This is a genomic window from Natronolimnobius sp. AArcel1, from assembly GCF_011043775.1.
Taxonomy (GTDB): domain Archaea; phylum Halobacteriota; class Halobacteria; order Halobacteriales; family Natrialbaceae; genus Natronolimnobius.
The window spans coordinates 297,520-309,706 of sequence record NZ_JAAKXY010000002.1; the positions used below are offsets into that span (position 1 = coordinate 297,520).

General features: G+C 60.3%; 9 protein-coding genes. 4 read left to right on the top strand and 5 right to left on the bottom strand.

Annotated elements, in window-relative coordinates:
* Positions 1-18: 18 nt before the first annotated feature.
* Positions 19-2,580, bottom strand: coding sequence for a twin-arginine translocase subunit TatC (locus G6M89_RS22265; RefSeq protein ID WP_165160819.1), 2,562 nt, complete (start codon positions 2,578-2,580; stop codon positions 19-21).
* A gap of 197 nt (positions 2,581-2,777) precedes the next feature.
* On the opposite strand from G6M89_RS22265, the gene G6M89_RS05605 reads away from it, so the two are divergent.
* From G6M89_RS05605 to G6M89_RS05620, 4 genes are all read left to right on the top strand, one after another.
* Complete coding sequence (locus tag G6M89_RS05605) at positions 2,778-3,788, top strand: twin-arginine translocase subunit TatC (protein WP_165160820.1); 1,011 nt, start codon at positions 2,778-2,780, stop codon at positions 3,786-3,788.
* Positions 3,789-4,115: 327 nt separating this feature from the next.
* Positions 4,116-6,275 (top strand): assimilatory nitrate reductase NasA, encoded by a 2,160-nt coding sequence (nasA, locus tag G6M89_RS05610; protein WP_165160821.1) that lies wholly within the window; start codon positions 4,116-4,118, stop codon positions 6,273-6,275.
* Between the two features lie 296 nt (positions 6,276-6,571).
* Complete coding sequence (locus tag G6M89_RS05615) at positions 6,572-7,903, top strand: MFS transporter (protein ID WP_165160822.1); 1,332 nt, start codon at positions 6,572-6,574, stop codon at positions 7,901-7,903.
* Positions 7,904-8,232: 329 nt separating this feature from the next.
* Positions 8,233-9,996 carry a nitrite/sulfite reductase gene (locus G6M89_RS05620; RefSeq protein ID WP_165160823.1) on the top strand — a complete coding sequence of 588 codons (1,764 nt, stop codon included), beginning with the start codon at positions 8,233-8,235 and terminating at the stop codon, positions 9,994-9,996.
* A gap of 89 nt (positions 9,997-10,085) precedes the next feature.
* On the opposite strand, the gene G6M89_RS05625 is transcribed toward G6M89_RS05620, so the two are convergent.
* From G6M89_RS05625 to G6M89_RS05640, 4 genes are all read right to left on the bottom strand, one after another.
* On the bottom strand, positions 10,086-10,454 hold the full coding sequence (locus G6M89_RS05625) for a hypothetical protein (protein ID WP_241175223.1): 369 nt from the start codon (positions 10,452-10,454) through the stop codon (positions 10,086-10,088).
* A 109-nt stretch (positions 10,455-10,563) separates the two neighbouring features.
* A complete protein-coding gene (locus G6M89_RS05630; RefSeq protein WP_165160824.1) occupies positions 10,564-10,920 on the bottom strand; it encodes a hypothetical protein in 357 nt (118 codons plus the stop codon).
* A gap of 205 nt (positions 10,921-11,125) precedes the next feature.
* A complete protein-coding gene (gene larE, locus G6M89_RS05635; RefSeq protein ID WP_165160825.1) occupies positions 11,126-11,983 on the bottom strand; it encodes an ATP-dependent sacrificial sulfur transferase LarE in 858 nt (285 codons plus the stop codon).
* Positions 11,984-12,039: 56 nt separating this feature from the next.
* A complete protein-coding gene (locus G6M89_RS05640; RefSeq protein WP_165160826.1) occupies positions 12,040-12,183 on the bottom strand; it encodes a hypothetical protein in 144 nt (47 codons plus the stop codon).
* Positions 12,184-12,187: the final 4 nt, after the last annotated feature.

A 12,187-nucleotide genomic window follows, 5' to 3' on the forward strand; every position in this document is an offset into this window, starting at 1 on the left:
CTGCTGAAAGAGAGGGAGTTAGTTCGCCGCCGTTGCGTCCGTCTCCGGCTCCGGCTCGGTTGCGCTCCCACCGCCACCGCCGCCGAACAGGCGGCCACCCGCGGTGAACAAGTACAGGATGGCGAGTCCGAGCATGTACGTCAGCGCAATCGGAATCGCGACGAGCAACATCGTTAAGATGCCCTTCGGGCTGGCGATTGCGGCGACGGTGAAGATCCCGACGACGACCGGACGCCAGGCTTTCAGCATCGTCCGGTAGTGGACGATCTTCCCGACGTGGAACAGCGCCATCGTGACGATGATATTGAACAGGAAGCCAACGCCGATGGTCGTGTAGATCACGAGCCACGAGAAGCTGTTGATCCGGTAGGTGACTTCCATCTGGTTCCGGAGGGCGTCAGTGATGAGATACGAAATGACCGTCGGCGCGATCCAGTAGAAGCCAAGGAACAGCCCCATCCCGAAGCCGGCGAAGATGGTGCCGCCCCAGACGAGGAACACGCGCGGGTCACCGCGGACGAGGCCGCGCTCTTTGGCTGCGGGCCACGCCCAGTAGAGGATCATTGGCAACACGGAAATGATCGCAAGGATCGTACTCACCTTCACCATGAAGATCAGCACTTCGACGGGGTGTAACGCGATGACTAAGCCGAGTTCACCGATTATATCGGTCATCTGCTCCGATGAATCTGCAGCGGCGATTTCTGCTTCACTCTGATCCGTGACCTCAGCGAGCACACTGGCCGGGATACGGTCGACGAACTGCGCCAGGACGATCCCGAACCCGCCCTGATACATTGCAAGGAAGGTGCCACCGAGGACAGCCATGAACATGCCGACGATGTAGATCGTCTTCGAGGTCAGGCTGTCCACGATAAAGGCCAGATCGTACGCGTAGCCCCCAATGTCGTCCTCCGTCGTCTCCTCCTCGGTGAACGGATCAAGCATGCCCGCTGCCGTACTCGAGAAGAGACTCCCCTCATCATCGTCATCACCAACGCCATCGTCGCCTGCAGCCGCCCCTGCCTCTTCGCCGCCTGCATCCTCGAGGTCGGCGTCCTCGCGTTCGTCCTCGAGTGCGTCAAAGCGGTTGAGAATCGCTTCGGCTTTCGTCCGATTCTCGTCGTGCATCGCCTGCCGAGAGTGCTCGAGAGCCTCATCTTCGGTCATCGTGAGGAAGACCGAATCCGAAAGCTCGCCAATATCGTCGGCATCGAGGACGTCGAAGTTGACGTCGGCGGGGTTGTCCGCCGTTTTTTGCTGTTCGTGCAGCGTGTCGAACCGGTCGATGATGGTCTGGGCTTTCTCCCGGTTGTCGTCGTACATCGCCTGCCGGGCATAGTCCATTGCCTGGTCTTCGGTCATCGCGAGGAAGACCGGCGCTGGAACCTCCTCGATATCGCCGACTGCGAGCGTGTTGAAGTCGACATCGTCCGGCGTTTCGGCTGCACGAATGTCGCCTTCGCGCGGATACACCGGCGACTGCAGGATGTTGACCATGTAGCCGACGAGCAACACGACTCCGAGCCCGAGCGCGATGATGCCCGCGACGGCCGCATCACCGAGCAGGCCGTGTTCAGCCGGTAGTGTTTCGAGACCGAAACTCAACTCGAGCGAACTGCTCGGTCGGATGCCAGCCGGCAGCAATGGGTAGAGGAGTTCTTCCGTGCGCTCGAGGCCGTTCTGATTGAGATAGATCGTTACCGCAGTGGTCGTCAGTCCGATGATGCCAGCGAATTGGAGGACGCGCTGTTTCATCAGGGCGGTGCCGCCGTCGAGTTCGGCTGCGCCGCGTCGGCGGATGTTAGCGACGATTTTCGCGAGACCGAGACTGAACGCATAGAGAGCGACCAGTGGCAGCATCCACATGATCAGCGTGAACGGATCCGGTGGGGAGAAAAGAGCCCCGAAAACGGTGATGCCGACAATTGCGTGGCGCCACTTATCGCGGAACGTCTCATAGGAAATGATCTCAGTGTACGAAAGGACGCTCATAAACAGCGGCAGTTGTGCTGCCAGTCCGAACGAAAGCGTTAGCAGCGCAATGAACTCGGTAAACTCGGTAATACCCCAGCTTGGGTTCACGCCGGCATCGAACGCAACCGCACCGAGGAAGTCGAACGCGAATGGGAAGAAGACTGCGTACGCGTAGGCGACGCCGACCCAGAACAGCGTCATTGAGGTTATAACGAGCGCGGCCAGATACCCGCGTGAGACCGGAACAACAGAGTTGACGCCGCGCTTTCGAAGCGCATCGCGTGAATAGTACAACAACGCCGGAATCGCGACGATGACACCGACAAGCATCCCGATTTTCGCCTGTAAGAGGATGACCTCGAACGGCGTGCGCGTAATGATTTGTGTCGCATCGGCGACGTACTGGTCCATTTCCGCTGTTGCCGTCGCCTCGAGAAAGTCCCAGATAAAGACCCGAAGGGCGTAAAACGAGCCGATAAAGCCGATGACAAAGACGATAAACACCTTCTGGAGGTGTGTTTGCGCACTCGAGAGTATCGCACCGAGCGTCTCCCGCCCGGAGTGAACTGCGCGGACGGTATCCTCGTCGACGGCAGAACTCATTTGGTGTCCATGGGTAACTGACATCCCGTTATCAACCTTTCGAGTCCCGTACCCTGGAAATGAGCCATATACGTTTTTGCGTCTGTATCGGTGTGGGTGAGCCGCCTCGAGGGCGTCGGGTAGGGAGTCATTGTGGGTCGCGTGAGATGGTCGTAAGAAAAAGGCCTATAACCAGTGGCCTATCTATATCCCGATAGATGTCGGATGAGTTGGCGGCTTCGGGGGATCCCGACCCAGCGAGCGCACGCACCCAGCCACATGAACGGGCTGACGAGCGTGTACTCCCCGACGGCGGGCAACCCGAATCCGATGATGACGCGGACGAGGATTTCGATGCAGACGGAGGCGCGGACGGCGACGAAACTCCGCCGGTCGAAACCGACGGCGAAGGCGTCGTGAGTCCGGAGGCAGAAACCGGGGAGCCCCCCTATCCGGACTATCCGGACCCCGACGAAGACGACGACCTCGGCGGTCTCGAGACGCCGCCGGACGACCAGGAGATGCCGCTGGCCGACCACATCGAGGAGATGGTGCTTCGGATGGCCTTCGTCCTGTTGTTCGCCTCCGCCGGCACGGCCGTCGGATTGTTGTTTGCCTCGGATGCCATCGGCTACATCTGGGCAGATATCTTCCCGGCTGCAGCCGATGAAGCTCCCCCGCCACACATTTATCACCCACTCGAGCTGTGGCTGACCCGAATTAAGCTCTCGGCGCTGCTTGGCATCATGGTCGGCTTGCCGGCCTTCGTCTACCAGTGCTATAAGTTCATGAAACCGGGGCTGTACCCCCACGAGCGCAAGTACTACCTCGCGGCAGTCCCGACGAGTGTCATCCTTGGCGCACTTGGGATGTTGTTCTCGTACGTGCTCGTGTTGCCGCTGCTGTTCGAGTACTTCACGTTCTACGCGGAAGGAAGCGCAGACATCGCCTACGCGCTCGGTGAGACGTTCGATCTGGTCATTACGCTGACTGGGTTCCTCGCAATCGTCTTCCAGATTCCGCTGTTCATGATGCTCGCGATCATGATGGGTGTAACGACCCGGCGCTGGCTCGCAGACAAGCGTCTGTACTTCTGGGCTGGCTTCTTCGGGCTCTCCTTTATGTTCACCATGGACCCGACCATGATGGCACCCATCTTCGTCGCGATCACCATGATCTTGCTGTTCGAAGGCACCCTGTTGATCCTGAAATGGGTCGGTAAGGAATAATCGCGCGCGAGCGTCTCGTTCTTCTGGTGCCAACCCACCGAATGCCCAAACACGATAAGAGCCACCCACTCGAGAGAATTCGGTGTGGACACTCGGTCACTTAGTGAATCCGTTAGCCATGTGTCCGTCCTTATATTGTCCTAATGCGTACCACCACTGGACGAACATCATCTAATAGATCGAAATGTAGTGGAATATAAACGAATACGGTTTAGTAGCCACACACTTTCCAACCCTATACGACCAATCGTATGATATTGTACGCTCTCGAGTCCGGGTCCGAGTATTCTCTGGTGGCCCGTTCGAAGCCGGTCGGAGGTGTCGTTCGTGACTGATCTCGTCCCGACGACGTGTATGCGGTGTGCGGTCGGCTGTGGGCACGTTCAACGGCCCGTCGAGCAGGGCTACGGTCTTGACGTCGTTCGCGGCGATGCGACACATCCGGTAAATAACGGTCTCGCCTGCCAGCGTGGCATTCGCGAGACTGCCGACCCAGACGGCGAGTGGCTCACCCGCCCGCTCGTTCGCCGTGACGGCGACCTCGTCCCGACGACGCTCGAGAACGCCTTAGAGCGCGCCGCGGAAGGGCTCGACGGCGCACTCGAGGGTGGTCCAGAACGCGTTGCGGTGTTGGGAAGCGGCCAGCAGACCAACGAGGCAGCCTACGCGCTGGGGAAACTAGCTCGAGGCGGGTTCGGGACACCGTACTACGACGCCAACACGACGCTGTGTATGGCCTCGGCGGTTACCGCCTACTACGATGCGTTCGGGAGCGACGCGCCGCCACCGACGTACGACGATATTCCCGAGGCGAACACGCACCTTGTCTGGGGCGCGAACCCGGCCGCCGCCCACCCGGTCATGTTCCGCTGGATCAATCAGTCCGCAGACGAGGACGACTCGGAACTGATCGTCGTTGATCCCATCGCGAGCGAGACGACCGAGGTCGCAGATCACCACGTGCCACTCGAGCCCGGCGGCGATCTCGCGCTCGCTCGAGCGGTTCTCGCACACGTACTCGAGACCGACCGCGTCGATGAGACGTTCGTTGATGAGGAAACTACGGGCTTTGCGGACCTGCAAGCGTCGTTGCCAGCCGCCGAAACTGCCGCGGAGCGTGCTGGCGTCTCGATGGCCGATGTCGAACACATCGCGGCTGCACTCGAGGACCCCACACTGCTGTACTGGGGAATGGGAATCAACCAGAGCGTCAACGGCACCGCAGCCGCGGGCGCGCTGATCGATCTGTGTCTGGCGACGGGGAATCTCGGCCCCGGCTCCGGCCCGTTCTCGCTGACTGGGCAGGCGAACTCGATGGGCACGCGCGTCTGTTCCTCGAAAGGAACCTGGCCCGGACACCGACCGTTTGACGACCCGGAGCACCGCCAGGACGTCGCAGCCGCCTGGGACGTACCCGAATCCCGACTGCCCGAAACGCCGGGTCCCGGCCCCGTGGGCATCGTCGACGCAATCGGTGACGATGTCGAGGCCGTCTACGCGGTCGCGACGAACCCCGTTGCGGGGATGCCCGATACGACACACGTGCGCGACCAACTCGAGGATGCGTTCCTCGTCGTCCAGGACTCGTTCCGAAGCGAGACAGTCGAACTCGCAGATGTGGTCCTGCCGGCAGCGACCTGGGGAGAGTCCGAGGGAACGACGACCAATATGGAACGAACCGTTGCCCGCGTTCGCGCCGCGACGGAGACGCCAGGTGGCATCAAGACGGACCTCGAGCTGATCGGCGCGCTTGCAACCCGAACCGTTCCGGGCCTGTTCGACGACGGGCTCGAGCCTGAAGCAGTCTTCAACGAACTTGCCGCCCTCACTGCGGGAACGCCGGCGGATTTGTCGGGCATTAGCTACCCGCGACTCGAGGCTGAGTCGGCGGTTCGCTGGCCAGCACCCGCCCCGGATGTGTCGGCTGGCTACCGATACTACGAGGGGCCGGATTACACGGAGAGCGACTCGGCGACAGAGACCGCGGCCGGAGGCGACTCGTGGTCGTTCCCAACGCCATCCGGTTGCGCGCGATTCTCGAGTGGGACCGCCCACCCGCTCCCGGAGTCGACCGACGACTCATATCCGTTGACGCTGACGACCGGGCGACAACCGGACGCGTACAACACTGGCGTTCGGACGCGCGAATCAGCCCCACCAGTTGCTCGTGTCAGTCCCGCGACGGCAGCTGCTCTGGTCGACGAACTCGAGCATATCGAGACGACCGGTCTCGAGGCCGGGGACGACGCATCCACGACGTACGGTCGCGTCGTCTCTCGTCGCGCGTCGGTACCTGTTCGTGTCGACACTGACGAGGCGATTCCCGATGGCATCGTCTGGCTGCCGATTCACCACCCTGGAATCAACAAACTGACAGTTTCTGATGTCGATCCTCGCTCGAAAGAACCAAACTACAAGCAGTGTGCCGTTCGCCTCGAGCCACCGCAAGATGCTGACGCGATAGCCATCGCAGAAGCGAGAGCATAGTGCGGTTGTGCACACAACGTGTAGTGGCTCCGAGAGTCGATGACTGTCCCGAGTGCGGCCTCGCTGGTCCGTTGAAGATGCACAATTCCGGCCGCAGTCTCGCCGAATAAACGTCCTAATATAGTCCTTATTCGATTGAAGACCACGCAGGTTGGATAGAAAATAGCGAAATATTCGAGTTCATAAACGAATACTGTTATATGTTGGACAAGCATGACGATGATTCGTGACGTTCGTTATATTCGAGAAGGGATATGCCGCTTCTCGTGTGAATCGTTTAGCTGAGGTGGTCGGCCGTGGCGTCTGAATCGAGCGGTCCAACGATTCGTGGAACGCCAAAGCAGGCGCTTTCGATCCTGACGTTCGGCTACTTCGTCGGATTCGCCGGTGTGGTCGTCTACGGGCCCGTCGCAAGCGAGTTCGAGAACGTCCTGGGCCTGTCGGGCGTCTTGCTCGGCCTGCTCGTCGCTGCACCACAGTTGACCGGCTCGCTACTGCGAATTCCCTTCAGCGCGTGGGCCGACAGTGTCGGCGCCAAAAAGCCATTTAGCATCCTCCTTGGGCTGTCAGTAGTCGGCATGGGCGGCTTGCTGGGTATTCTGATGACGACGTACCCCGACGGGCTGACGATGGTCCATTACCCGCTCATCTTCTTCTTCGGCGCGCTCTCAGGCTGTGGGATCGCGGCGTTCTCCGTCGGCATTACCGACATCTCCTACTGGTACGAGTCACGTCGCCGCGGGACGATGCTCGCGCTCTTTGCCGGCCTCGGGACGCTCTCACCCGGCCTGTTTACCATCGTCTCGCCGTTTGCCCTCGAGTCCATCCAGCTGACGGGGACGTACGCGCTGTGGTTTGGTTTCCTCCTCGTTGGGACCGCGATTTTCGTCACGTTCGCCGTCGACTCACCCTATTTCCAGTTGCGCAAACAGGGCCTCGATGAAGCCGAAGCGAAAGCTCGCGCCGAAGACGTTGGACAAGAACTGTTCCCGAACGGTGATGCACTCGAGTCGATCAAACAGGCGGCGGCGCTCCCGCGGTCGTGGCTGTTGACGCTGATGTTTTTCGTCTCCTTCGGCGGCTATCTCGCACTGACGACCTGGCTACCGTCGTACTGGCACAACTTCCATGGGCTTGATCTCCGGACTGCCGGTGTCGTCACCGCGCTTGCGTTTACGCTCTCATCGCCGCTGTTTCGCGCAAGCGGAGGTGCGATCAGCGACCGATTCGGCGGCGAGATCACAACAATTGGGAGTTTCGTGCTGGTCGTCTGTTCGACGGTCGTGTTGATATTCGTCTCACATCTCCACCTCGCAATCGCTGCGACGGTCGTCCTCGGCGCCGGCATGGGAATCGCCAGTGCAGCAATCTATCAGTTGCTGCCTCGATACGTCCCCGAAGCAGTCGGCGGTGCGTCTGGCCTCGTGGGCGGACTCGGCGGCTTTGGCGGCTTCGTCGTCCCACCGATCCTCGGCCTGTTCGTCGACGTTCAGGGTGTCTCGGGCTACGCAACTGGTTTCGTCGTCTACCTCCTACTCGGTCTCCTCGCGCTTATCATCGCGGGCTCGCTGTATCGTTCAAGCGAGACGGCGGCCCCGTCACAGACGCCGGCACCTGCTGACGATTGAATCGAGTCACTCGAGTAGGTGCGTTTTCTCGTCCGCGCTTGTTGTCTCCATCGCGCTATCGTCCCGACCGGCCTGGTACCTCATCGAGTCAACTCAGTGAAAGACGTCCATTCTCGAGTCAATGTTCTCCACGGACATATCCTAATATGCGTTATATTTGGTTGTACACTTCGGCTCTGTTCCTAAAACGCTCCCAAATTTAACCATATGTCAACAGTACAAGTTATATGGTTTAGAACCATTGCATGAAAACGTGAATAGCGAAATGTTTGGAGTGGAATTCCGCGTCTTTGCGACGGGTCGTCGGGGCGACCGTGAGGTGAGCGTCGATGGTGCATAAGAAAGAAGAACAAAAAGCAGACTGTTACGGGGACGACGTCCGCGAGCACATCCTCGAGTTCGCCGAAAACGGGGGCTACGAGGCGATTCCGGAGGACGAACGCGACACCTGGTTCACCCGATTCAAGTTCTGGGGGCTGTTCCACCAGCGCAGCGGTCAGGAGTCGTACTTCATGATGCGCCTGACGAACGCCAGTGGCATCTTAGAGCCGGGGCAACTGCGTGCAATCGCCGAAGTCGCTCGCGACTACGCGACGGGGCCCGTCGAAAACCCCGAATTCGGCAACGGCTGGGTCGACTTTACAACTCGCCAATCTGTCCAACTGCACTGGCTCAAACTCGAGGACGTGCCGGCAATCTGGGACCACCTCGAGAGTACCGGCGTTTCCTCGCGCTCTGCGGGCGGAGACACGATGCGTAACATTTCGGGGACTGCACTCCACGGCAAAGTCGAGGAGTACGTCGAGTCCGGACCACTGCTCGAGAAGTTCCAGAACGAACTTCGCGGCGACGACGCGCTCGCGAACATGCCCCGGAAGTTCAACATCAGTGTGACCGGGGGCAAGTCGGGTTGTGCGCAGGATTCGATCAACGACATCGGGTTCGAACCCGCGCGCAAGGAAATTGACGGCGAAGAAGTGAAAGGCTTCAACGTCCGCATCGGTGGCGGCCTCGGTGGTCGCCAGCCCCGTGCTGCGACGCCACTCGATGTCTTCGTAACGCCCGAGCAGGCCTACGAGGTCGGCCGTGGTTTCGTTGAACTCTATCACGACCACGGCGGGCGGACGAACCGCTCGAAGAATCGCGCACGCTTCTTCGCCGAAGACTGGGGCATGGAGAAGATCCGCAAGACGCTGCAGGCGGGGTACGTCGACTTCGAACTGCACACCGCAGGCGAAGACTTCCGCGAGGAGTACACCTACAACGCGGGCAAGTCGACCGACGCGGGCAAACACGACCACGTCGGTGTCTACGACCAGAAACAGGAGGGTCTGAAGTACGTCGGCCTGAACGTCCCCGTCGGGCGCATTCCTGCCGAGGACGCTATCGAACTCGCCGATCTGGCTGATGAGTACGGCTCCGGCGAGATTCGGCTGACGCGTCGCCAGAACCCCGTCGTCGTCGATGTTCACGAGGACGGACTCGAGGACCTGCTGGCTGAGCCACTGCTCGAGGAGTACCAGCCCGAGCCGAGTCCGTTTGAACGCGGTGCGATGGCCTGTACCGGGACGGAGTTTTGCTCGATTGCACTCACGGAGACGAAAGGGCGCATGGCCCGCATGCTGCGCTGGCTCAACAAAAACGTCGATCTGCCAGACGATGTTGAGAAGATCAAGATGCACTACTCGGGCTGTACGGCCGATTGCGGGCAGGCGATGACTGCGGACATCGGTCTGCAGGGCATGCGCGCCCGCAAGGACGACCAGATGGTCGAAGCCTTCGACATCGGCGTCGGCGGCGGCATCGGCGAGGAGCCATCGTTCGTCGAGTGGGTCCAACAGCGCGTGCCCGCCGACGAGGCACCTGGCGCGATCAAGAACCTGCTCGAGGCCTTTGCGGCCCACCGCACCGAAGGCCAGACGTTCCGCCAGTGGGTCGAGGCGACGGGCACCGAACAGTTGATCGAGTTCTGTGAACCCGAGGAGACGGACTTTGAAGCCCCGTATATGGGCGACGCCAAACAGTCCTGGTACCCGTTCGCAGAAACCGAGTCAGCACCTACTGCTGAGTCGGTTGCTCCATCGGACGACTGACGGTCGACGACGGCTCCGTTGTCACCACTCACAGTCGGTTTCAATTCACACTCGTTTTTATCGTTGATTCACTGGTACGCAGCGCTGCGTCAATCGGCGGACTGCTCGTGTCCGGACTGGGCTGACGTCGTTGGTTCGTCCTCGAGAATGCTGGCTGGAAGTCGCTGAGCGCGCTCGAACAGATCGGCGACGAAGTAGCGCACGTTCTGCGGTCCCGTCTCCGGCCGCGGCGCACGGTAACTCACGATTAGTGCCCACATGATCGCAACGCCGAGCGAGCCGACCGCAGAGAAGGTCATCCCAAGCGTTCCATACGTGACTGCATACACGGTCCCAATCGTCATCGAGGGGACGCTCGAGCCAAGCGGGATCCTGGCGGTCGAGTTTCGAATCGTCGGTGCGAGAAAGACGATTGAGAGGGCGCTACCGGCGAGAAAGACGAGGTCTTGCCACATCATCAACACCGCTTACTCGAGAATGAGTAAAAGTCCATTGGTATCAATAATAGAACAATATGTGAACAGTCAGGGGACGGCGACTCTCCCAGAAAGATGGGGGATCGTCAGCTCATCGGTGATCTCTCGTTCGTTCGTAGGCGTACTCGAGGGCATCCTCGAGCGAGCCGGGACCGTCGTAACTCGCCGAGAACAGATCCATGAAATCGTGTGCGATCCGATTACACCGTTCGAAGGTGAGAACAGTTCTGACACGAATCGTTTCCGAAAACTCAAGTCCGGGATAACTCGTCGCCGTCAGGGCATAGCCAGGGTGGCTCTCGCCGTCGAGCGATGCTGGCGCGACTTTGAGCCGGAGATCACCCGATTCGTGACGATACGTCCGGTATTCCATCTCTCGGTTGCTGTTTGCGGGGGTGTACGACCGACACGCTTCCGTTTGCCACTCGAGCGGCACGTCGACGTCCATCGAGTACAGATACTAACCCAAGTGCTACGTTCGTATCGCAACACGCAATATTACCAAACATTGGTTCAGTAAATGTACTAATGGCGGATTTGGTGGCGAAAATGTGGTTATATATTGGAAGATTGTCTTCGGTAACTGGGTTGAGTGCGACGATTCCGAATTCGCCACTCGAGTGAGCCGGGAGAAACGGTACGCGGCAGCCGCGTCAGTCCCCGGTTTCTGACCCAGCCGAGGCGCTGCCCTCGCTCGACCCATCGCCTGCTGGACTGACGCTGCCAGTTCGATAGCCATGGAGGTCAAGTGTAACGTGGTCAAAGCCGATCCGAGAGAGTTCCTCGCGGACGGTTTCGGCGAACTCACGAGTCAGCGCACGCTCGAGTTCCGCAGGTGCGACTTCGATGCGCGCGAGGCCGTCGTGATCGCGTACGCGAAACTGCTCGAAACCCCACTGGCGTAACACGGCTTCGGCGCGCTCGACTCGCGTCAGGCGCTCTTCGGTGACCTCGAGGCCGGTCGGAATCCGCGAGGACAGACAGGCCATCGAGGGCTTGTCCGCCACGGAGAGGTCGTAGTGAGCCGCAATTTCGCGCACTTCGTCTTTCGAGATATCGTGAGCGAGCAGCGGCGAGTGCACGTCGAGTTCGTCGACGGCCTGCAGGCCGGGTCGGTGGCCCGCGCCGGGGTCGTCGGCGTTCGTCCCGTCACAGACCGTCCCGACGCCGAGGTCTCGAGCCGTCTCGAGCATCTCACCCAACCGCATCGTCCGGCAGTGATAGCACCGATCATCGTCGTTTTCGACGAAGTCATCGCTCTCGAGTTCGGAAAAAGAGACGATCTCGTGGCGGATGCCGATTTCCTCGGCGACCGCTTTCGCATCCTCGAGTTCGGCCTCGGGGAGCGTCTCGCTTCGTGCGGTACAGGCGATGGCGTCCTCGCCCAGTGCGTCGTAGGCGAGTGCGGCGACTGCACTCGAGTCGACACCGCCGGAAAAGGCGATCACAACCCCGTCATGGGTGGCCAGGTCCTCGCGGGCGGCCTCGAGTTTCGCCTCGAGCGTGGTCATAGCCACCCGTTCGACCCGGATAGGCAAAAGGTCGTTGTCGTCGTCGGCCGTTTCGCTTATTCTGGAATCGACGCTGCCAGCGCCTCGGGTGCGGCCGCTGGAACGTCAGCGGCGTCCATTCGCTCGTCGAGCCAGAGCGGGCGCTCGAGGAGCACCCCATTAGTTGCTGTTTCAGTGACAGATAGTCGTGTCGTAGCCACAGGC

Excerpts from the sequence above, each read along its gene's own strand:
- G6M89_RS22265 (WP_165160819.1), bottom strand. The coding sequence starts at position 2,580 with ATGAGTTCTGCCGTCGACGAGGATACCGTCCGCGCAGTTCACTCCGGG.
- G6M89_RS05605 (WP_165160820.1), top strand. The coding sequence starts at position 2,778 with ATGTCGGATGAGTTGGCGGCTTCGGGGGATCCCGACCCAGCGAGCGCA.
- G6M89_RS05620 (WP_165160823.1), top strand. The coding sequence starts at position 8,233 with ATGGTGCATAAGAAAGAAGAACAAAAAGCAGACTGTTACGGGGACGAC.
- G6M89_RS05625 (WP_241175223.1), bottom strand. The coding sequence starts at position 10,454 with ATGATGTGGCAAGACCTCGTCTTTCTCGCCGGTAGCGCCCTCTCAATC.
- G6M89_RS05630 (WP_165160824.1), bottom strand. The coding sequence starts at position 10,920 with ATGGACGTCGACGTGCCGCTCGAGTGGCAAACGGAAGCGTGTCGGTCG.
- larE (WP_165160825.1), bottom strand. The coding sequence starts at position 11,983 with ATGACCACGCTCGAGGCGAAACTCGAGGCCGCCCGCGAGGACCTGGCC.